The sequence below is a fragment of the Pseudomonas sp. LS44 genome (genome assembly GCF_024730785.1).
Lineage (GTDB): Bacteria > Pseudomonadota > Gammaproteobacteria > Pseudomonadales > Pseudomonadaceae > Aquipseudomonas.
This window is the reverse complement of sequence record NZ_CP102830.1, coordinates 3,181,934-3,201,662: the sequence shown is the minus strand read 5'-3', so window position 1 is coordinate 3,201,662 and position 19,729 is coordinate 3,181,934. Positions and strand designations below refer to the sequence as shown.

Sequence of the window (19,729 nt, the reverse complement as noted above, 5' to 3'; positions counted from 1 at the left end):
GTGCAAAAGATGGCTAGCCTGCGCGTTGAAGTGATCACGCTATTCCCGGAGATGTTTGCCGCCATTGGCGAATATGGCATCACCAGTCGTGCGGTGAAGCAGGGGTTGTTGCAATTGACCTGCTGGAACCCGCGCAGCTACACCTCGGATCGCCACCATACGGTGGATGACCGCCCCTTCGGTGGCGGACCGGGGATGGTGATGAAGATCAAGCCTCTGGAAGATGCTTTGCAGGATGCAAAGCAAGCTGCTGGAGAGGGGGCGAAGGTAATCTACCTGTCGCCTCAGGGTCGTCAGCTGGATCAGTTGGCGGTTCGAGAGCTGGCTGCTGAGGAAGCATTAATCCTCATCGCCGGTCGTTATGAAGGCATTGATGAGCGCTTTATTGAGGCGCATGTCGATGAAGAGTGGTCGATTGGCGACTATGTGCTATCCGGCGGTGAGCTGCCGGCCATGGTGCTGATCGATGCGGTAACACGTCTGCTGCCCGGCGCATTAGGGCATGCGGATTCGGCTGAGGAAGACTCTTTTACAGATGGCTTGCTCGACTGTCCGCACTACACCCGACCGGAGGTGTATGCGGGAAAGCGTGTTCCCGACGTGTTGCTTAGCGGCAATCACGCACACATCCGGCGCTGGCGTTTGCAGCAAGCCTTAGGGCGAACCTACGAACGACGTGCCGATCTTCTGGATAGCCGCTCGCTTTCTGGGGAAGAGACGAAGCTGTTGGCGGAATACCTTCGCCAGCGGGACGATAGTTAACGTATCGATGGCTAGCCAGATGGCCGGTCTTAGGAGCACAGCATGACCAACAAGATCATTCAGCAGATCGAAGCTGAGCAGATGAGCAAGGAAATCCCGACCTTTGCCCCGGGCGACACCGTTGTCGTTCAGGTGAAAGTGAAGGAAGGCGACCGTCAGCGTCTGCAGGCATTCGAAGGCGTAGTAATTGCCAAGCGCAACCGCGGTCTGAACAGTGCTTTCACTGTTCGTAAAATCTCCAGCGGTGTAGGCGTAGAGCGTACTTTCCAGACTTACAGCCCGCTGGTTGACAGCCTGGCTGTCAAGCGTCGCGGTGACGTGCGCAAGGCCAAGCTGTACTACCTCCGCGACCTGTCCGGCAAGGCAGCGCGCATCAAGGAAAAACTGGCTTAATTGCCTTTTCCTGGATGAAAAAAGCAGCCTTCTGGCTGCTTTTTTGTATCTGCGATTTGAATAGGAACGGCACCTTCGGGTCCCGTTCCTCGTTACGGGCGCAGGCTGATTTTCAAGCTCGCCTGCGAGAGATCGATTTCGCTAAGGGCCACGCTGCCAAAGTTTTGCTGCGGCGCTGCACCGGTCACGCGGATGTTGTCGAAGCGTAGCTCGCCGATAGAGCTGGGCAGGCGCACGTTGAGTGAGCCGTCGGCGTTAAGTTGGGGTGCCAACGTATTGGTGTCATAGCGTACGTCATGTAGCGAAGTTTCAGCGTCCAGGCTGTCTAACACCGGCATGATCAGTTTGACGAGCTGTTTGACCGTCACAACACCATCGCCATTTTCCGCGCGAAGGAACAAACCCTCCAAGCTGTCGTCCAGGCCGCGTGCACTGACCGTGCTCATTTCCGGATCGCTCAGGGGTTTCAGTCCGCGAGGGGCTTCCTGGCGACTGACGCTGGGTTGCAGGCGCTGGATATCGGCATTTGCCGCTTGGAACGGGCTGAACAATGCGGCGACCAGCGTGGCGGCCAGGCGCAAATTGGTTTGTTTTTTCAGCGCTTTATGCAGTTGGCGTTCGTTCAGCAGGCCTTGCGCGATAAGAACTTCGCCCAGCCGTTGATGGCTGGCCAGTTGCAGGCGTATGGCTGCATCCAGTTGTTGGCGGCTGATTAAGCCTTTACTGAGGAGAATCTGACCGAGGCGGGAGTTCTGTTGGTCGGACATAGGCTGAATCTGCGGTGCGCACGTTGTTATGTGGAAGCATGATGCGTATCGCGATTGGGCCTGTCACCAGACCAAAGATAGGGTGACGAGCAGTTTGGTCCTGCGGCTAAACCCATGACGACAAACGGTCATCGACTGCCTTTTGTGGGGTTCTCGCTGCAATCATTCAATGGCGTTTTTGATGATTTCTGCACCGCTCAATGCCTTGTAGACAGATAGCAAGATCGCTGCCTGGCCGCCGATGGCCGAGCTGTGAAAGACTACCGCCGCCTTCCTGTTGATGCAGTTTCCGACATGCCTGCTTTGGATCATCCACTAATCGATCGCTTCCTTGATGCCCTCTGGCTGGAGAAAGGCCTGTCCGCGCATACCCGTGCGGCCTATCGCAGCGATCTCGCGCATTTCAATGGTTGGTTGCAGGCCCGAGATCTGGAGTTGCCCGTGGCTGGCCGCGAGGTGCTTCTCGATCATCTCGCCTGGCGCCTCAACGAAGGGTATGTCGCGCGATCGACGGCGCGTTTTTTGTCCGGGGTACGCGGTTTCTATCGCTATTTGTTGCGCGAAGGCTTGATCGCTGACGATCCGACCTTGCAGGTCGATTTGCCGCAGATCGGCCGGCCGCTGCCTAAATCACTCTCCGAGGCGGATGTTGAAGCGCTGCTCGCCGCTCCGGAATTGAGCGATCCGATTGGCCTGCGCGACCGCGCCATGCTCGAAGTGCTGTATGCCTGTGGCTTGCGGGTTACCGAATTGATCAGCCTGACGTTCGAGCAGGTCAACCTGCGGCAAGGCGTCTTGCGGGTGTTCGGCAAGGGCAGCAAGGAGCGCCTGGTGCCCTTGGGTGAAGAGGCGATGGTGTGGATCGAGCGTTTCATGCGCGAGGCGCGGCCGTTCCTGCTCGATGGCAAGCCCAGTGATGTGCTGTTTCCGAGCCTGCGTGGGGTACAGATGACCCGGCAGACCTTTTGGCATCGGATCAAGCACCACGCCAGCGTCGCCGGAATCGGTAAGGCGCTGTCGCCTCATACGTTGCGGCATGCCTTTGCCACTCACCTGCTGAATCATGGTGCCGACCTGCGAGTGGTGCAGATGCTTCTTGGCCACAGCGACCTGTCCACTACGCAGATTTATACCCACATCGCCAAGGCGCGCTTACAAGAACTGCATGCGCAGCATCATCCACGCGGTTGAGTGGCTCCGACCTGCTGCGGTCGGCCAATCCGGGCATCTGTGGTAGTCTGCATCCACCCGCAATACCCGTTCGCCCGCTCGACAGGAGTACCCATGCGCGTGACCCGAATTTTCGCTGCAGCCGCTTTCGGCTTGGTCAGCGCTGCCGCTCTGGCCGCTGATCCCGATCAAGCCATCCGCAGCACCTTGAAGGCGTTGCAACCCGATCTGCCAATTGAAGCGATCGCGGAAAGCCCGATGAACGGTATTTACCAAGTGCATCTGAAGGGCGGCCGCCAGCTGTATGCCAGTGCTGACGGACAATTCCTCATGCAGGGCTATCTCTACCAGTACAAGGATGGCCAGGCGATCAACCTCACCGAGCAGGCGGAAAGCCGTGGTGTGGCCAAGGAGATCAATGCCATTCCAACCAGTGAAATGGTGGTTTTCGCGCCGAAAGAGCCGAAAACCCACATCACCGTGTTTACCGATACCGACTGTGGCTATTGCCAAAAGCTGCACAGCGAAGTGGCCGAACTTAACCGTCAGGGCGTCGAAGTGCGTTACGTCGCTTTCCCGCGACAAGGCGTCGGTAGCCATGGCTACAACACCTTGGTCAGCGTCTGGTGCTCGAAAGACCGCCAGGCAGCGATGAACCAGGCCAAGTCGCGTGAAGAGTTGCCGGCGGCCAAGTGCGACAATCCGGTGGCCAAGCAATTTGCGCTGGGGCAAATGATCGGTGTGCAAGGCACTCCGGCCATTGTCCTCGCCAACGGGCAGATGATTCCGGGTTATCAGCCGGCGCCGCAGCTGGCCAAACTGGCCCTCGAAGCCAAGTAATTCGCGGCCTGTGGCAGATTGACTATTAGTCGGCCGCTTCGTAAGGTGCGGCTCCTTCATTCACGGCCGGGCATTGCTCGGCCGTTTTACGCAGTGCAGATGGGAGTTCAGTGTGAAACCGGTCAAAGTTGGCATCTGTGGGCTGGGTACCGTTGGTGGCGGTACGTTCAATGTGCTCAAGCGCAACGCCGAGGAAATCGCGCGACGTGCTGGGCGAGGCATCGAAGTGGCGCAGATTGCGCTGCGTTCGCAGAACCCGCAGTGCGATATTACCGGCACCCCGATTACCCATGACGTGTTCGACGTCGCCAGCAATCCGGACATTGACGTGGTCATCGAGCTGATCGGTGGTTACACCATCGCCCGCGAGCTGGTGCTCAAGGCCATCGACAACGGTAAGCACGTGGTCACCGCCAATAAAGCGCTGATCGCCGTGCACGGTAATGAAATCTTCGCTAAGGCCCGCGAGAAGGGCGTGATTGTCGCCTTCGAAGCCGCCGTCGCCGGGGGCATCCCGGTGATCAAGGCGATCCGCGAAGGCTTGGCCGGTAACCGCATCAACTGGCTGGCCGGCATCATCAACGGTACCGGCAACTTCATCCTGAGCGAAATGCGCGAGAAGGGCCGGGCCTTCGATGACGTACTCAAGGAAGCCCAGGCGCTCGGCTATGCCGAGACTGATCCGACCTTCGATGTCGAAGGTATCGACGCCGCGCACAAGCTGACCATTCTTGCTTCGATCGCTTTCGGCATTCCCCTGCAGTTCGACAAGGCCTACACCGAAGGCATTACCAAGCTGACCACCGCCGACGTCAACTACGCCGAAGCGCTGGGCTACCGCATCAAGCACCTCGGTGTGGCACGCCGCACCGACGCCGGCATCGAGCTGCGCGTGCATCCGACCTTGATTCCGGCCGACCGCCTGATTGCCAACGTTAACGGCGTGATGAACGCCGTGATGGTCAATGGCGATGCCGCCGGCAGCACCTTGTTCTACGGCGCCGGCGCCGGCATGGAGCCGACCGCTTCCTCGGTGGTCGCCGACCTGGTCGATGTGGTTCGCGTGTTGACCACCGATCCGACCAACCGTGTGCCGCACCTGGCCTTCCAGCCGGATTCGCTGTCCGACCACCCGATTCTGCCGATCAGTGCCTGCGAGAGCGCCTATTACCTGCGCATCCAGGCCAAGGATCATCCGGGCGTGCTGGCCCAGGTGGCGAGTATCCTCTCGGCGGGCGGTATCAATATCGAGTCGATCATGCAGAAGGAAGCCGAGGAGCACGACGGCCTGGTGCCGATGATCCTGGTCACCCATCGCGTGCTCGAGACCCACATCAACAAAGCGATCAGCGCCCTGGAAGCCCTCGACGATGTAGTTGGCAGCGTCGTGCGGATCCGCGTCGAGCAACTGGTCTGAGGTAGAAAAACATGCGCTATATCAGTACCCGCGGCCAGGCACCGGCCCTGAATTTCGAAGACGTCCTGCTCGCCGGTCTGGCCAGCGACGGTGGCTTGTATGTGCCGGAAAACCTGCCGCGCTTCACCCAGGAAGAAATCGCTTCCTGGGCTGGCCTGCCGTACCACGAGCTGGCCTTCCGGGTGATGCGTCCGTTCGTGACGGGCAGCATTCCGGATGCCGACTTCAAGAAGATTCTCGAAGAAACCTACGGCGTTTTTGCTCACAACGCCGTGGCGCCGCTGCGTCAACTGAACGGCAACGAGTGGGTGCTCGAGCTGTTCCACGGCCCGACTCTGGCGTTCAAAGATTTCGCCCTGCAGTTGCTCGGTCGTCTGCTCGACTACGTGTTGGCCAAGCGCAACGAGCGCGTGGTGATCATGGGCGCGACCTCCGGCGATACTGGCTCGGCGGCGATTGAAGGCTGCAAGGCCTGCGAGAACGTCGACATCTTCATCATGCATCCGCACAACCGGGTATCCGAAGTGCAGCGCCGGCAGATGACCACCATCCTCGGCGAGAACATCCACAACATCGCCGTGGAAGGCAACTTCGACGACTGCCAGGAGATGGTCAAGGCCAGCTTCGCCGACCAGGGTTTCCTCAAGGGTACCCGCCTGGTGGCGGTCAACTCGATCAACTGGGCGCGGATCATGGCCCAGATCGTTTACTACTTCCACGCGGCCCTGCAGCTTGGCGGCCCGGCCCGCTCGGTGGCGTTCTCGGTGCCAACCGGTAACTTCGGTGACATCTTCGCCGGCTACCTGGCACGCAACATGGGCCTGCCGATCAGCCAGTTGATCGTCGCCACCAACCGCAACGACATCCTGCACCGCTTCATGAGCGGTAATCAGTACGTCAAGGACACCCTGCACCCGACCCTGTCGCCGTCGATGGACATCATGGTTTCGTCCAACTTCGAGCGCCTGCTGTTCGACCTGCACGGTCGCAATGGTGCGGCGATTGCCGGGTTGATGGAGACCTTCAAGCAGGGTGGCGGTTTCAGCGTCGAACAGGAGCGTTGGACCGAAGCGCGCAAGCTGTTCGACTCGCTGGCAGTGAACGACGAGCAGACCTGCGAGACCATCGCCGACGTCTATCAGGAGTGCGGCGAGCTGCTTGATCCGCACACCGCAATTGGCGTGCGGGCCGCGCGCGAGTGCCGCCGCAGCTTGGCCATCCCGATGGTCATTCTCGGCACCGCCCATCCGGTCAAGTTCCCCGAGGCGGTAGAGAAGGCTGGGGTTGGCGCGGCTCCAGCGCTGCCGCCGCACCTGGCCGACCTGTTCCAGCGTGAAGAGCGTTGCACCGTCCTGGCCAATGAGCTGAAGACCATCCAGGCCTTCGTCAGCCAGCACGGCAATCGCGGCAAGCCGCTGTAAGGCACCGCGAGACGAGAAAAAGGCCGGCATTTGCCGGCCTTTTTTATGCTTTCCTCGTAGCCCGGATGCAATCCGGGGAACCATCGCGATAAGTCCCCGGATTACATCCGGGCTACGAATTTGTTCGGGATGGAGTGCCTCGACTATTGTCGGATCGCGAATGAATTCGCTCCTGCAAAAAAGCGGGTCAGCTGGGGCAGGAGCGCTTGTCGAAGCCGCCGACGAAGGGATTGCCCCAGCCCATCACGCAGCCGACCTGTTGATTGCGCTGGCGTTCCCAGGTTTCGACGGGGTACTCGCGGTTCCAGGCTTCGTAGAGCTGCCGGTTTTGCTTCGACAGGCGCAGGCGGTAGCGGTCGCTCATGTACAGATAGGTGCGGGCGATCATGCCGCGCACCTGCTTGCGTGGCATCGCCAGTTTGGCGCGGAAATCGACCACTACCGGACAGGCGCCGTATTGGTTGGGCGACTGCGGTAGCCAGCCGTAGGCGAAGTTGCCGCGATCACCGTTGATCTCGCCGATGCCGGGCACCAGGTTGTGCAGGTCGGCCTCGGCGCGCTGGTAGACCTTGTCGTTCTTCGTGCAGTTCTTGCGCCCGCCGGTTTGCCAGCACTGGCGTTGATGGCCGATTTGCCAGGCCGGGACGATATGTTCCCACTCGATGCGCGCAGCGCGCTGCGGGTTCTTGCGCGGCACGTAACCGCAGCTTTTCAGGTCAACGCGGTGACCGCGGAATTTGCAGCCGCAGTAAAACTCGACGGATTGCCGGCCATACAGCTTCCAGCCGATTTTCTTGGCTTCGCTGAACGTGCGCGGAGGATCGGCAAGGGTGGCGGTGGAGCAGAGCAGAAGCAGGGCGGCGAAGGTACTGCTGACGCGCATGCGGAATCGTCCAAAAGCGCCGCATCATAGCGAGATAGAGCGGTTTGCCAAGACTGGCAAGGTGCTGGCCAGCAGTGGCCAAAGGCCGTCTCAGGGGCGGATGCCGTAGCGCTTCAACAGCTGCTCCAGCTCACCGTTGGCCTTGAGCTCGGTGATCGCCTGGTTGATCTGTGGCAGCAAGCGCACCGCGGGCGACTGACGCGACAGCCCGAGGTGGTAGCTGCTCTGCATATACGGCCGCGCGGCATGCACGATGTGGTCCTTGTAGGCTGGCTGTTCGTTCAACTCCTGAGCGGTCAGGTCGATGGCGAGGAAAGCGTCGAGCCGGCCGAGCAGGGCCATCTGGAATAGCTGCTGCACTGAGACCACCTCGAACACCTGCAGCGGCAGCTCGCGGCGTGCCTTCTCGAACTCTTCGCCGTAGTTGTGACCGATGACGATGCCGATCAGCAGCCCCTGCAGGTCGCGCCATTCGCTGAACTCGAGGGGCAGCGGGCGTTCGACGTTGTAGTAGAGATAGCCGCGCTTGTTCAGCACCGGTTCGGAAAACGCCAGGTAGCCGGCGCGTTCGGCGTTGCTGCTGATCATGGTCACGCCGTCTTTTTCGCCATGCCGCAGCTTCTGCATCAGGCGTTGCTGAGGCAGCAGCTCGAGGTCCGTCGGCCGTTGCAGGCGCTTGCCGATCAGTTGCAGCAGCTCGTAGGACAGGCCATTGCTGGCCATGCCGTGAGCTTCCTGGGTGAACGGCGGCCAATTGGCTTCCTCGGCGAAATGCAGCGGCGTGCCGGCGGGCATCTCGTCCGGCAACTCGAGGCTGCCACACAGACAGAGGTAGAGCAGCGCGGCCAGCGGCAGTGCGGTGGGTTTGTGCATCGGCAATCCTTTCCGAGTTGAACGACGGGGCTCAGAGTGCGCCAGCTGCCCGTAACGCGGTGATTTGATCCGCGCTGTAGCCCAGCGCGCCGAGGACGTCGGCGTTGTGTTCACCGAGTGTGGGGCCGGTCCAGGCGACATCGCCTGGGGTATCCGAGAGCTTGGGCACGATCCCCGGCATCTTGAACGGCTTGCCGTCCGGCAGCTTGGCGGAGAGGAACATCTCGCGGGCCAGAAATTGCGGGTCGGCGAACATGTCCGCGGCCGAATAGATGCGGCTGGCCGGCACTTCGGCGCGGGTCAGCAGGGTTTCCACCTCGACCAGTGGCAGGCTGGCGGCCCAGCGGTCGATCACCCCGTAGAGTTCGTCGCGGCGCGCATCGCGGCCGTCGTTGCCGGCCAGGCTCGGATCATCAGCCAGATCAGCCCTGCCGATGGCGTGCATAAAGCGCTTGAAGATCGCGTCGCCGTTGGCGCCGATCTGGATGTGCTTGCCGTCGGCACAGGTATGGATGGACGACGGGGTGATGCCGGGCATGATGTTGCCGCTGCGCTCGCGGATGAAGCCGAACACGTCGAACTCCGGGACCATGCTCTCCATCATCGCGAAGATCGCTTCGTACAGCGCCACATCGACGACCTGGCCCTGACCGCCATTGACCTCGCGGTGGCGCAGCGCCATCAGCGCGCCAATCACCCCCCACAGTGCGGCAATCGAATCACCGATGGAGATGCCGGTGCGCACCGGCGGGCGATCCTCGAAGCCGGTGATGTAGCGCAGCCCGCCCATCGACTCGCCGACCGCGCCGAAGCCCGGTTGGTCCTTCAGCGGCCCGCTCTGGCCGAAGCCGGACAGGCGCACCATGACCAGCTTGGGGTTCAGCGCATGCAACACCTCCCAGCCGAAGCCGAGCTTCTCCAGCACGCCGGGGCGGAAGTTCTCGATCAGGATGTCGGCTTCGGCGAGCAGCTGCTTCAGCACCTCGCGGCCCTGTTCGTGCTTGAGGTTGAGGGTGATCGACTTCTTGTTGCGCGCCTGCACGAACCACCACAGCGAGGTGCCCTCGTAGAGCTTGCGCCACTTGCGCAGCGGGTCGCCGCCATCGGGCGACTCGACCTTGATCACCTCGGCGCCGAACTCGGCACAGATCCGCGCGGCGAACGGGCCGGCGATCAAGGTGCCGAGTTCGACCACCTTCAGGCCGGCGAGGGGTTTGGCGCTGTCCATCTCTTCAATTCCATCCAGCGAAACAGGTCCGGCGACTCTAACCCGCGCTTCTCGGTGAGAACAGCGCGTCAGGTGATGTCTTTTTGATGGCGCTGCTGGCGGCAGCGGAACAGGCCACGTAGAGTGAGGACCTCTGCTTAGTGCCATTCGTTTCGCATTTCTCATGCCCACGCGCATCGCCATTTCCTGCTTCCGCTCCGTCGACCGTGCCCAGCCATGCAGCTGAGTATCCCGACGCTGGTGGTCATGGATATCTACATCCTGCTGTTGGTCGGTGTGTTGATGCTGCACGCGTGGAGCCGCGGTCGGCGCGAAGCGACCCTGGGCTACCTGGCGACGGCGCTACTGCTGGGCACCCTGGGCACGGTGCTGGTTAGCTTGCGCGGCCAGGGCTTGGACTTCGTGTCGATCCTGGCCGGTAACGTCGCTCTCCATCTGAGCGCCGCGTTGAACTGGACCGCGCTGCGGGTCTTCACCGGGCGGCGTATCCATTCGCCGGGCGTGCTGGCTGGCGCGGTGCTCTGGCTGCTGCTCTGCCTGGTGCCGATGTTCTACCAGTCGCTGGCCCTGCGGGTGCTGGTCGGGTCGCTGACCATGGCGACATACGCCGCGCTTGGCGCGTTCGAGCTGTGGCGTAGCCGCGCGCAGCTGGAGGTGGACTATCGACCGGCGCTGGTGCTGTTGCTGTTCCATGCCGGGTTCTATTCGGTGCGCGCGGTGTTCGACCGCGGCATGCCGTTCGACACGGTGTCCCAAGGCAATGCGTTTTTCGCCGTGGTGGTGCTGGAGACGCTGCTGTATGCAATCGGCATCTCCTTCGTCACCCTGGCGATGGTCAAGGAGCGCGCCGAGTTGCGTTACAAGAGCGCCGCGCTGCGCGATCCGCTGACCGGCATCGGCAACCGCCGGGCTTTCATCCACAGCGCTGGGCAACTGCTCGCTGAAAGCAAGCGGACGCAGCGGCCGGCGGTGGTGCTGCTGTGCGACCTCGACTACTTCAAACGCCTCAACGACAGTTTCGGCCATGCCGTCGGCGACCAGGCGCTGACCGCCTTCAGTCAGATTCTCAGCAGCCGTAGCCGGCAGCAGGACGTCTGCGCGCGGATCGGCGGCGAGGAGTTCGCCTGCCTTCTGGCCGATGCGGATCATGGCGTGGGCCTGGTGCTGGCCGAGCGGGTGCGTCGGGAGTTTGCCGAGCTGCCGTTCCTCGCCGGCGCACAACTCAGCGTGAGCATCGGCATCGCTGATGCCGCCCAGGCCGACCACGAGCTGACCCGCCTGTTGTCGCTCGCCGACCAGGCGCTCTACGCAGCCAAGGCGGCGGGGCGCAACCGGGTTGAGGTTTACCAGGAGACGCCCTGAGCGGCTGTTGACGAGCTGCTGCGTGTCGCCGAGATGGCGTCAAGCAAGATCGTGGCAGGCTTCGGGAGGTGAATTCGGGGTAGACTTGCGGCCCATTCGTACAGCCCAAGAAGCCCGCCCATGGCCCTGCAAGCCACGCCCTACAAAGTCGACCTCAACCTTACCGATATCGATCGCAGCGTTTACCAGACCCTGCGCTTCACCGTGGCCAAGCATCCCTCGGAAACCGAAGAGCGTCTGGCCGCGCGCCTGATCGCCTACGTCCTGTGGTACGGCGAGCAGCTGGGCTTCGGTCGTGGCCTGTCGGATGTCGATGAGCCGGCGCTGTGGGAAAAGAGCCTCGACGACCGCGTGCTGCACTGGATCGAGGTCGGCCAGCCGGACGCCGATCGCATCACCTGGTGCTCGCGGCGCACCGAGAAGTTCAGCCTGGTCGCCTACGGCAGCCTGCGCGTGTGGCAGACCAAAGTGCTCGACAGCGTGCGCAACCTGAAAAACATCAATGTCGTAGCGGTTGATCAGGACGCCCTGGAAAACCTCGCCCGCGACCTGCCGCGTTCGATCAATTGGAGTGTGATGATCAGCGACGGTGAGTTGTTCATCACCGACGAGCGTGGTCAGCACGAAATCCCCCTGGAGTGGCTGCACGGCGAGCGCTAAAGCGCTTTGATCGTTCCCACGCTCCGCGTGGGAATGCAGCCCTGGACGCTCCGTCCTGGGACTACGTATCTGTAGGGCGGGTGTAACCCGCCGCATCCAAATCGCGCGGGTTGCACCCGCCCTACGAGCTACAAGATAAAAAACATCCATGCGCATCGAATCCCGCCCGCTTCCCGCCACGCTGCCCGATCTGGGTAATCTGCCGCCGCTGTTGACCCGCCTGTACGCCGCCCGTGGCGTACAGTCCGCCGCCGAGCTGGACAAGGGTCTGGCGCGGCTGATCCCGGTGCAGCAGCTGAAAGGCATCGAGGCGGCGGTCGACCTGCTGGTGCAGGCCCTCGAACAGCGCCAGCGCATCCTCATCGTCGGCGACTTCGATGCCGACGGCGCCACCGCCAGCTCGGTCGGCGTGCTCGGCCTGCGCATGCTTGGCGCGGCGGCGGTCGACTATCTGGTGCCGAACCGATTCGAGTACGGCTACGGCCTGACCCCGGAAATCGTCGCGGTGGCCCTCGGTCGTCAGCCCGAGCTGCTGATCACCGTCGACAACGGCATTTCCAGCGTCGATGGCGTGGCGGCGGCCAAGGCGGCCGGGCTCAAGGTGCTGGTCACCGACCACCATTTGCCCGGTCCTGAGCTGCCGGCGGCGGACGCCATCGTCAATCCCAACCAACCCGGCTGTGACTTCCCGAGCAAGGCGCTGGCCGGCGTCGGGGTGATCTTCTACGTGTTGCTGGCCCTGCGCGCGCGCCTGCGTGAGCTCGGCTGGTTCGCCAACGGACGTACCGAACCGAACCTCGGCGAGCTGCTCGATCTGGTGGCGCTGGGCAGCGTCGCCGACGTGGTGCCGCTGGATGCCAACAACCGCATCCTCGTTCACCAGGGCCTGGCGCGGATCCGCGCTGGCCGCGCACGGCCCGGCCTGCGGGCGATCCTCGAAGTGGCTGGCAAGCAGCACGGGCGGATTACTTCCACCGATCTCGGTTTTATCCTCGGTCCGCGCCTGAATGCCGCGGGGCGCCTGGACGACATGAGCCTGGGTATCGAATGCCTGCTTTGCGAGGACGAAGGCGTGGCCCGCGACATGGCGGTGCAACTCGACCAGCTCAATCAGGACCGCAAGACCATTGAGCAAGGCATGCAGCGTGAGGCGCTGGCCCAGCTCAAGGACCTGCCGCTGGAAGACCTGCCGTTCGGTTTGTGCCTGTTCGAGGCCGACTGGCACCAGGGCGTGATCGGTATCCTCGCCTCGCGCCTGAAGGAGCGTTACCACCGCCCGGCGATTGCCTTTGCCGATGCTGGCGACGGCGTGCTCAAGGGTTCGGCTCGCTCGGTGCCGGGCTTGCATATTCGCGATGCGCTGGACGCGGTGGCGGCCAAGCATCCGGGGCTGATCTCTAAGTTTGGCGGGCATGCCATGGCCGCCGGGCTGTCGCTGCCGCAGGAGCATTTCGGCGCGTTCGCCGCGGCGTTCGACAGCGAAGTGCGCCGTCAGCTTAGCGAGGACGATCTCACCGGCCGGCTGCTGTCGGACGGCGCGCTGGCCGCCGAGGAGTTCCATCTGCCGCTGGCCAAGGAGCTGCGCAACGCCGGGCCCTGGGGTCAGCACTTCCCCGAGCCGCTGTTCCATGGCGTGTTCCAACTGGTGCAGCAGCGCATCGTTGGCGAGCGGCATCTGAAGGTAGTGCTCAAAAGTGAGTGCGGTTCGGTGCAGCTGGATGGCATCGCCTTTGGCATCGACCGCGAGCTCTGGCCGAACCCGACGGTGCGTTGGGTCGAGCTGGCCTACAAGCTCGACGTCAACGAATTCCGTGGCCAGGAGACCGTCCAGCTGCTGATTGCCCATATCGCCCCGCGCTAAGGCGGAAATCCCCGCTGCGCCACGGCAGGTTGGCTCGCTACCTTGTGAGCTAGCCAATTACAACAAGAAGGGCTGCCCCATGCGCGAATCGACCATCCGTCCTGCCACCACCGTGCTGTTACTGCGTCCGACCGTTCTGCCGGCGACGCCGCTGGAGGTCTTCATGGTGGTGCGCAATCACCAGATCGACTCGTTCTCCGGCGCCCTGGTCTTCCCCGGCGGCAAGCTGGAAAGCGCGGATGCCGCGCCGATGTTGCGTGAGCGCTGCAGCAACGCCGCGGCGATTGGCGATGAAGAGTTGGTATTCCGCATCGCTGGCATCCGCGAGGCCTTCGAGGAATGTGGCGTGCTGCTCGCCCGCCACCGCGATGAAGCCGAGTTGCTCAGCGCCGCGCAGCTGGCGCCGATCACCGCGCGCTGGCAGGCCCGGCTGAACAGTAACGAAGCGGGCATCGCCGAGCTGGTCGAGGCCGAGGACTTGCTGCTGGCAGTCGACTGCCTGGTGCCGTTCGCCCACTGGATCACTCCGGATTTCGTACCCAAACGCTTCGATACCAAGTTCTACGCCGCCGTTGCGCCTGTTGACCAACTGGCCCTGCACGACGGCTCGGAATCGGTCGACTCGCTGTGGATCACCCCGCAACAAGCGCTCGCCGAGGCGCAAGCCGGTCTGCACACCTTGGTGTTCGCCACCGAACAGAACCTGCATCTGCTCAGTCAGGCCGGCAACGTGGAGCAGGCGCTAGAGGCGGCGCGCAACCGCCGCATCGTCGCGGTGCAGCCGTGGCTGGAGGAGATCGACGGCGTGCGCCACCTGCGCATTCCGGCCGATGCCGGCTATGCGCGGACCAGCATGCCCCGTTGAGGCGGTGAGGTAGCCCGGATGCAATCCGGGAAGCGGAGTTGCCTGGTACCCCCGGATTCCATCCGGGCTACGGATTGCTTCGTAGGATGGGGCGGGCCGCGCAGGTTGAGCCTGCGGACTGGCGCTGGTCCGCAGGGGCGACAATCCCCCAAAACGCTAGGACGCTTGCGCTGCTCCTGCTCCTGCTCCGTAGTATCGGAGGCAGCGCTTGGCGCGGCTTTACCAGCCCAACTGCTTGTTGAAGCCCAGGGCGTCGTAATAGTCGCCCTGATAGACGATCTTGCCGTCCTTGACCCGCACGAAACTGACCCCCTCGAACTTCAGCGGCTTGTTGGTGGCCGGGGTTTCCGCGTTCCAGGCGCCGCTGTTGGTGCCGCTGAACTCCCACTGGAAGGCGATGCCGTCGGCACTGACGATGGGTTTGCTGGTCATCAGCCACTTGAGGTCCGGTACCGCACCGATAAATACCTTGATGACGTTATCGCGCGCCGCGGCTTTGCCTTTTTGCGGGGTGCCGACGGTGGCGTCGAAATATTCCGCATCCTCGGCGAGGAAGCTGGCGGCCTTGTCGACGTCATGGGCGTTCCAGGCGGCCATGTAGCCGTCAACCACGGTTTTCGGGTCGTCCGCGGCCTGGACGAGGCCGGTCAAAGCGCACAGCAAGATAAAACTGAAACTACGCAGGGCCTGGCGCATGTCTGTTCTCCTTGGCTGAGTGAGTGCGCGTCGGCGACAGCGGGCGGGCCCGGCGGCCCGATAAGTCTAGTTAGAAATTGGCCGCTGCGGCTAAGCCGCGCGGGCGCGCTTGCTTCTACAATCGACGGCTCACCGCGCCGGTGATTCGGCCCGAACCTGGCTGGCCGCTATCGCGCACCCACAACCGATCAACCGCAGGACAGCAACTCATGGACGCATTCAAAGAAAACGTACTGGCCGGCAAAGTCGTGCTGGTAGCCGGCGGCTCGAGCGGCATCAATCTGGGCATCGCCGAGCATTTCGCCCGGCACGGCGCCAAAGTGGCGCTGCTTAGTCGTAGCCAGGACAAACTCGATCAGGCGGTAGCCGGGATAAGCGCGGCGGGTGGTGAAGCGCTCGGGCTGTCTGCCGACGTGCGCGACTTCGCGGCAGTGGATGCGGTGCTGGCGCAGGTCCAGCAGCGCTTCGGCAATATCGACGTGGTGATTTCCGGTGCCGCCGGCAACTTCGTCGCGGCGGCCAAGGACATGTCGGCCAATGGCTTCAAGACGGTGATCGATATCGACCTGATCGGCACCTTTAACGTGCTGCGTGCGGCCTATCCGTACCTCAACAAGCCGGGTGCTTCGCTGATCTCCATCACCGCGCCGCAGGCGGTCAAACCGGCGGTCTATCAGGCGCATGTCTGTGCGGCCAAGGCCGGGATCAATATGCTGACCCAATGCCTGGCAATGGAGTGGGGGGCCGAGGGTATCCGCGTCAACGCCATCTCGCCGGGGCCGATCGCCGACACCGAAGGCATGGCGCGCCTGGCACCGACCCCGGAGATGGAGCAGGAGGTCAAGGCACGCCTGGCCCTGCGCGATTACGGCAGCAAGCGCGACATCGCCGATGTGGCGCTGTTCCTGGCCTCGGACAATGCGCGCTATATCACCGGGTCGATCATCGACTGCGACGGCGGCAGCAAGTTGGGCGATGCCACGCTGCCGGAATTGCCGCCGCGCCGTTGAGTCTGTTGGTGGGTTACGCCGCTTTGCGGCTAACCCACCCTACGGTTCTGTGCTCAACCCACCCCACGGGATGGCGCAGTGGTAGGAGCGAATTCATTCGCGATAGATGGGACCCCATGATCGCGGATAAATCCGCTCCTACCCCTCATCTTACGAGCGAGCTGCTGTCGCCACCCCCAGATCAGTGCTTGAACATCACATGGCGCACCGCCGTGTAGTCCTCCAGCCCGTACATCGACAGGTCCTTGCCGTAGCCGGACAGCTTCATGCCGCCGTGGGGCATTTCGCTGACCAGCATGAAGTGGGTGTTGACCCAGGTGCAGCCGTACTGCAGGCGCGCCGACAGGCGATGGGCGCGGCCGACGTCGCCGGTCCACAGCGAGGAAGCCAGGCCGTAGTCGGAGTCGTTGGCCCAGGTCAGGGCCTGCTCTTCGTCGCTGAACGGCGTCACCGAAACCACCGGGGCGAACACTTCGCGGCGGACGATCTCGTCGTCCTGCTGGGCGCCGGCCAGCACGGTCGGTTCGAAGAAGAAGCCGGCGCCGGCCACCGCCTTGCCGCCGGTGACCACTTCGATATGCGCCTGCTGGCTGGCGCGCTCGACGAAGCCGCTGACCCGCTCGCGGTGCTGGGCGGTGATCAGCGGGCCGAGCTCGGTGCTCGGGTCGTCCTGCAGGCCGTACTTGATGCTGCCAACCGCGGCGCCCAGTTCGGCGACGAACTTCTCGTAGATGCCTTTCTGCGCATAGATGCGGCAGGCGGCGGTGCAGTCCTGGCCGGCGTTGTAGAAGCCGAAGGTGCGGATGCCTTCCACCGCGGCGGCAATGTCGGCGTCGTTAAAGATGATCACCGGTGCCTTGCCGCCCAGCTCCATGTGCATGCGTTTCACCGTGCCGGCGGTGCTGGAGATGATGTTCGAGCCGGTGGCCACCGAGCCGGTCAGCGACACCATACGCACCTTCGGGTGGGTGACCAGCGGCGAGCCGACGCTGGCGCCGCGGCCGAAGACGATGTTGACCACCCCTGCGGGGAAGATTTCGGCGAGAAATTCGCCCAGCTTCAGCGCGGTCAGCGGGGTCTGCTCGGAGGGCTTGAGCACCACGCAGTTGCCGGCGGCCAGCGCCGGGGCGAGCTTCCAGGCGGCCATCATCAGCGGGTAGTTCCACGGCGCGATGGAGGCGACCACGCCGATCGGGTCGCGGCGGATCATCGAGGTGTGTCCCGGCAGATATTCGCCGGCGGCGGAGCCGTTCAGGCAACGGCTGGCGCCGGCGAAGTAGCGGAACACGTCGGCGATGGCCGGGATCTCGTCGTTCAGCGCGGCGGCGAAGGGCTTGCCGCAGTTCTGCGATTCCAGACGCGCGAGTTCGTCGGCATGCGCTTCGATCTTGTCGGCCAGGCGCAGCAACAACAGGGCGCGATCCTTCGGCGCGGTCTGCGACCAGCCGACGAAGGCGGCATCGGCGGCGCGCACGGCGGCGTCGACCTGCGACTCGCTGGCCTCGTTGACATGAATCAGCGGCGCGCCGAGCGCCGGGTTGAGCACCGGCTGGCTGGCGCCTTCGCCTGCGACCAGTTGGCCATTGATCAGCAGTTTGGTTTGCATGGCTCGACCTCATTCTTCGGTGTGTTTGTTCCCTCTCCCCCTCTTCATAAAAAAGAGCAGGGAGAGGGTTAGGGAGAGGGGGCGGATTTTCAGGGCAGCCCCTTCGCCGACCGGCCGACCCTCTCCCCCGGCCCCTCTCCCATGAATGGGAGAGGGGAGTAAAAGCTCCAATCACTTACCGCTGCCGGCCACGCCCTCGCCACCCTTGGTCAGGTAGTAGGCGGCGAGGATCGGCAGCATGGTCACCAGCATCACCAGCATGGCCACCACGTTGGTCACCGGCACGTCGCGCGGGCGCGCCAGCTGGTTGAGCAGCCACAGCGGCAGGGTGCGTTCGTGGCCGGCGGTGAAGGTGGTGACGATGATCTCGTCGAACGACAGGGCGAAGGCGAGCATGCCGCCGGCCAGCAGCGCCGAGCCGAGGTTGGGCAGGATGATGTAGCGGAAGGTCTGCCAGCCATCGGCGCCCAGATCCATGCTCGCCTCGATCAGGCTGTAGCTGGTGCGGCGGAAGCGGGCGATGACGTTGTTGTAGACGATCACCACGCAGAAGGTGGCGTGGCCGATGACGATGGTCAGCACCCCGGGCTCGATGCCGAGGGTCTTGAACGCCGCCAGCAGGGCGATGCCGGTGATGATGCCGGGCAGGGCGATCGGCAGGATCAGCATCAGCGAGATGCTCTCCTTGCCGAAGAAGTCGCGGCGGTACAGCGCGGCGGCGGCCAGGGTGCCGAGGATCAGGGCGATCAGGGTGGCCAGGCAGGCGATCTGCACCGACAGCTTGATCGCCTCGAGCACGTCGGCGCGGGCGAAGGCGACGCTGAGCCAGCGCAGGGTGAAGCCCTGCGGCGGGAAGCTGAACGCCGCGTCCTCGGTGTTGAAGGCGTAGATGAAGATGATCAGGATCGGGAAGTGGAGGAACAGCAACCCGCCCCAGGCCGCCAGTTTGAGGCCCCAGGAAGCTTTGTCAGAGTGCATCGAAGGCCCCCAGGCGTTTGACGATGGATAGGTAGACGGCGATCAGCACGATTGGCACCAGGGTGAAGGCGGCGGCCATCGGCATGTTGCCGATCGAGCCCTGCTGGGAATACACCATGCTGCCGATGAAGAAGCCGGGCGGGCCGATCAGCTGCGGCACGATGAAGTCGCCCAGCGTCAGGGAAAAGGTGAAGATCGAGCCGGCGGCGATGCCGGGGATCGACAGCGGCAGGATCACCTGGGTGAAGGTCTGCCGTGGCCGGGCGCCGAGGTCGGCCGAGGCCTGCAGCAGCGACGGCGGCAGGCGCTCCAGCGAAGCCTGGATCGGCAGGATCATGAACGGCAGCCAGATATAGACGAACACCAGGAAGCGCCCGAGGTGCGAGGTCGACAGGGTGCTGCCGCCGACCCCGGGAATGCCGAGGATGACCTGCAGCAGCGGAGTCAGACCGAGGTGGTCGACGAACCACTGCGCCACCCCGCCCTTGGCCAGCAAGAGGGTCCAGGCGTAGGTCTTGACGATGTAGCTGGCCCACATCGGCAGCATCACCGCGATGTAGAAGAACGCCTTGGTCTTGCCGTTGGTGTAGCGCGCCATGTAGTAGGCGATCGGGAAGGCCAGTACCGCGCTGGCGATGGACACGGCGACAGCCATGCTCAGGGTGCGCAGGATGATGTCGAAGTTGGCGGCCTGGAACAGCGCGGCGAAGTTGGCCAGGGTCAAGTCCGGGGTCACCGCCATGGTGAAGTCGTCGAAGGTGTAGAAACCTTGCCACAACAGGGTCAGCAGCGAGCCGAGGTAGATCGCGCCGAACCACAGCAGCGGCGGGATCAGCAGCAGCGCCAGGTACAGGTTGGGCTTGCGGTAGAGCAGGCTGGACAGGCGGCGCAGCGGACCGTCGGCACGGCCGGCTGGAAGGTTCAGTGCGGTGGCCAT

The 19,729-nt window shown here is 63.4% G+C and carries 19 protein-coding genes; 11 read left to right on the top strand and 8 right to left on the bottom strand.

The window, feature by feature from the left end:
• The first annotated feature begins 9 nt into the window (after window positions 1–9).
• Both trmD and rplS read left to right on the top strand, forming a co-directional pair.
• Window positions 10–762, top strand: coding sequence for a tRNA (guanosine(37)-N1)-methyltransferase TrmD (trmD, locus tag NVV93_RS14300; RefSeq protein ID WP_258251301.1), 753 nt, complete (start codon window positions 10–12; stop codon window positions 760–762).
• A gap of 42 nt (window positions 763–804) precedes the next feature.
• Window positions 805–1,155: a 50S ribosomal protein L19 gene (gene rplS / locus NVV93_RS14295; RefSeq protein WP_258251300.1), complete on the top strand. Its 351-nt coding sequence runs from the start codon at window positions 805–807 to the stop codon at window positions 1,153–1,155.
• Window positions 1,156–1,247: 92 nt separating this feature from the next.
• On the opposite strand, the gene NVV93_RS14290 is transcribed toward rplS, so the two are convergent.
• Complete coding sequence (locus tag NVV93_RS14290) at window positions 1,248–1,922, bottom strand: hypothetical protein (protein WP_258251299.1); 675 nt, start codon at window positions 1,920–1,922, stop codon at window positions 1,248–1,250.
• Window positions 1,923–2,216: 294 nt separating this feature from the next.
• Between NVV93_RS14290 and xerD the strand changes: the two genes are divergently transcribed.
• The 4 genes from xerD (at window position 2,217) to thrC (ending at window position 6,770) form a co-directional block, all read left to right on the top strand.
• Complete coding sequence (gene xerD, locus NVV93_RS14285) at window positions 2,217–3,113, top strand: site-specific tyrosine recombinase XerD (protein WP_258251298.1); 897 nt, start codon at window positions 2,217–2,219, stop codon at window positions 3,111–3,113.
• 93 nt (window positions 3,114–3,206) lie between these two features.
• Window positions 3,207–3,932, top strand: a complete 726-nt coding sequence (locus tag NVV93_RS14280; protein ID WP_258251297.1) for a DsbC family protein — start codon at window positions 3,207–3,209, stop codon at window positions 3,930–3,932.
• 112 nt (window positions 3,933–4,044) lie between these two features.
• Window positions 4,045–5,349 carry a homoserine dehydrogenase gene (locus tag NVV93_RS14275; protein ID WP_258251296.1) on the top strand — a complete coding sequence of 435 codons (1,305 nt, stop codon included), beginning with the start codon at window positions 4,045–4,047 and terminating at the stop codon, window positions 5,347–5,349.
• An 11-nt stretch (window positions 5,350–5,360) separates the two neighbouring features.
• Window positions 5,361–6,770, top strand: a complete 1,410-nt coding sequence (gene thrC / locus NVV93_RS14270; RefSeq protein ID WP_258251295.1) for a threonine synthase — start codon at window positions 5,361–5,363, stop codon at window positions 6,768–6,770.
• Between the two features lie 187 nt (window positions 6,771–6,957).
• Here the strand turns inward: thrC and NVV93_RS14265 are convergent, their stop codons facing one another.
• From NVV93_RS14265 to NVV93_RS14255, 3 genes are all read right to left on the bottom strand, one after another.
• Window positions 6,958–7,653, bottom strand: a complete 696-nt coding sequence (locus NVV93_RS14265; protein WP_258251294.1) for an endonuclease I family protein — start codon at window positions 7,651–7,653, stop codon at window positions 6,958–6,960.
• Between the two features lie 90 nt (window positions 7,654–7,743).
• Window positions 7,744–8,526 carry an ABC transporter substrate-binding protein gene (locus NVV93_RS14260; RefSeq protein WP_258251293.1) on the bottom strand — a complete coding sequence of 261 codons (783 nt, stop codon included), beginning with the start codon at window positions 8,524–8,526 and terminating at the stop codon, window positions 7,744–7,746.
• Window positions 8,527–8,557: 31 nt separating this feature from the next.
• Window positions 8,558–9,754: a CaiB/BaiF CoA-transferase family protein gene (locus NVV93_RS14255; protein WP_258251292.1), complete on the bottom strand. Its 1,197-nt coding sequence runs from the start codon at window positions 9,752–9,754 to the stop codon at window positions 8,558–8,560.
• A gap of 216 nt (window positions 9,755–9,970) precedes the next feature.
• Here NVV93_RS14255 and NVV93_RS14250 point away from each other — a divergent pair, with 216 nt between their 5' ends.
• From NVV93_RS14250 to NVV93_RS14235, 4 genes are all read left to right on the top strand, one after another.
• On the top strand, window positions 9,971–11,116 hold the full coding sequence (locus tag NVV93_RS14250; protein WP_258251291.1) for a diguanylate cyclase: 1,146 nt from the start codon (window positions 9,971–9,973) through the stop codon (window positions 11,114–11,116).
• Between the two features lie 120 nt (window positions 11,117–11,236).
• On the top strand, window positions 11,237–11,776 hold the full coding sequence (locus NVV93_RS14245) for a YaeQ family protein (protein WP_258251290.1): 540 nt from the start codon (window positions 11,237–11,239) through the stop codon (window positions 11,774–11,776).
• Window positions 11,777–11,924: 148 nt separating this feature from the next.
• Window positions 11,925–13,637 (top strand): single-stranded-DNA-specific exonuclease RecJ, encoded by a 1,713-nt coding sequence (recJ, locus tag NVV93_RS14240; RefSeq protein WP_258251289.1) that lies wholly within the window; start codon window positions 11,925–11,927, stop codon window positions 13,635–13,637.
• 79 nt (window positions 13,638–13,716) lie between these two features.
• A complete protein-coding gene (locus NVV93_RS14235) occupies window positions 13,717–14,502 on the top strand; it encodes a hypothetical protein (RefSeq protein ID WP_258251288.1) in 786 nt (261 codons plus the stop codon).
• A gap of 219 nt (window positions 14,503–14,721) precedes the next feature.
• Here the strand turns inward: NVV93_RS14235 and NVV93_RS14230 are convergent, their stop codons facing one another.
• Entirely contained in the window at window positions 14,722–15,198 is a 477-nt protein-coding gene (locus NVV93_RS14230; protein WP_258251287.1) for an ester cyclase, read from the bottom strand.
• Window positions 15,199–15,407: 209 nt separating this feature from the next.
• On the opposite strand from NVV93_RS14230, the gene NVV93_RS14225 reads away from it, so the two are divergent.
• Window positions 15,408–16,208 (top strand): SDR family oxidoreductase, encoded by an 801-nt coding sequence (locus NVV93_RS14225; RefSeq protein ID WP_258251286.1) that lies wholly within the window; start codon window positions 15,408–15,410, stop codon window positions 16,206–16,208.
• A gap of 181 nt (window positions 16,209–16,389) precedes the next feature.
• On the opposite strand, the gene NVV93_RS14220 is transcribed toward NVV93_RS14225, so the two are convergent.
• The 3 genes from NVV93_RS14220 to NVV93_RS14210 all read right to left on the bottom strand — a co-directional run bounded on the left by NVV93_RS14220 (window position 16,390) and on the right by NVV93_RS14210 (window position 19,729).
• On the bottom strand, window positions 16,390–17,814 hold the full coding sequence (locus NVV93_RS14220) for a gamma-aminobutyraldehyde dehydrogenase (RefSeq protein WP_258251285.1): 1,425 nt from the start codon (window positions 17,812–17,814) through the stop codon (window positions 16,390–16,392).
• Window positions 17,815–17,985: 171 nt separating this feature from the next.
• Window positions 17,986–18,792, bottom strand: coding sequence for an ABC transporter permease (locus NVV93_RS14215; RefSeq protein WP_258251284.1), 807 nt, complete (start codon window positions 18,790–18,792; stop codon window positions 17,986–17,988).
• A complete protein-coding gene (locus tag NVV93_RS14210) occupies window positions 18,782–19,729 on the bottom strand; it encodes an ABC transporter permease (RefSeq protein WP_258251283.1) in 948 nt (315 codons plus the stop codon). The genes NVV93_RS14215 and NVV93_RS14210 overlap by 11 nt, the downstream gene beginning before the upstream one ends.

Coding starts and splice junctions, on each gene's coding strand:
- trmD (WP_258251301.1), top strand. CDS start 10: ATGGCTAGCCTGCGCGTTGAAGTGATCACGCTATTCCCGGAGATGTTT.
- rplS (WP_258251300.1), top strand. CDS start 805: ATGACCAACAAGATCATTCAGCAGATCGAAGCTGAGCAGATGAGCAAG.
- NVV93_RS14290 (WP_258251299.1), bottom strand. CDS start 1,922: ATGTCCGACCAACAGAACTCCCGCCTCGGTCAGATTCTCCTCAGTAAA.
- xerD (WP_258251298.1), top strand. CDS start 2,217: ATGCCTGCTTTGGATCATCCACTAATCGATCGCTTCCTTGATGCCCTC.
- NVV93_RS14280 (WP_258251297.1), top strand. CDS start 3,207: ATGCGCGTGACCCGAATTTTCGCTGCAGCCGCTTTCGGCTTGGTCAGC.
- thrC (WP_258251295.1), top strand. CDS start 5,361: ATGCGCTATATCAGTACCCGCGGCCAGGCACCGGCCCTGAATTTCGAA.
- NVV93_RS14265 (WP_258251294.1), bottom strand. CDS start 7,653: ATGCGCGTCAGCAGTACCTTCGCCGCCCTGCTTCTGCTCTGCTCCACC.
- NVV93_RS14260 (WP_258251293.1), bottom strand. CDS start 8,526: ATGCACAAACCCACCGCACTGCCGCTGGCCGCGCTGCTCTACCTCTGT.
- NVV93_RS14255 (WP_258251292.1), bottom strand. CDS start 9,754: ATGGACAGCGCCAAACCCCTCGCCGGCCTGAAGGTGGTCGAACTCGGC.
- NVV93_RS14250 (WP_258251291.1), top strand. CDS start 9,971: ATGCAGCTGAGTATCCCGACGCTGGTGGTCATGGATATCTACATCCTG.
- NVV93_RS14245 (WP_258251290.1), top strand. CDS start 11,237: ATGGCCCTGCAAGCCACGCCCTACAAAGTCGACCTCAACCTTACCGAT.
- recJ (WP_258251289.1), top strand. CDS start 11,925: ATGCGCATCGAATCCCGCCCGCTTCCCGCCACGCTGCCCGATCTGGGT.
- NVV93_RS14235 (WP_258251288.1), top strand. CDS start 13,717: ATGCGCGAATCGACCATCCGTCCTGCCACCACCGTGCTGTTACTGCGT.
- NVV93_RS14230 (WP_258251287.1), bottom strand. CDS start 15,198: ATGCGCCAGGCCCTGCGTAGTTTCAGTTTTATCTTGCTGTGCGCTTTG.
- NVV93_RS14225 (WP_258251286.1), top strand. CDS start 15,408: ATGGACGCATTCAAAGAAAACGTACTGGCCGGCAAAGTCGTGCTGGTA.
- NVV93_RS14220 (WP_258251285.1), bottom strand. CDS start 17,814: ATGCAAACCAAACTGCTGATCAATGGCCAACTGGTCGCAGGCGAAGGC.
- NVV93_RS14215 (WP_258251284.1), bottom strand. CDS start 18,792: ATGCACTCTGACAAAGCTTCCTGGGGCCTCAAACTGGCGGCCTGGGGC.
- NVV93_RS14210 (WP_258251283.1), bottom strand. CDS start 19,729: ATGGCCACCGCACTGAACCTTCCAGCCGGCCGTGCCGACGGTCCGCTG.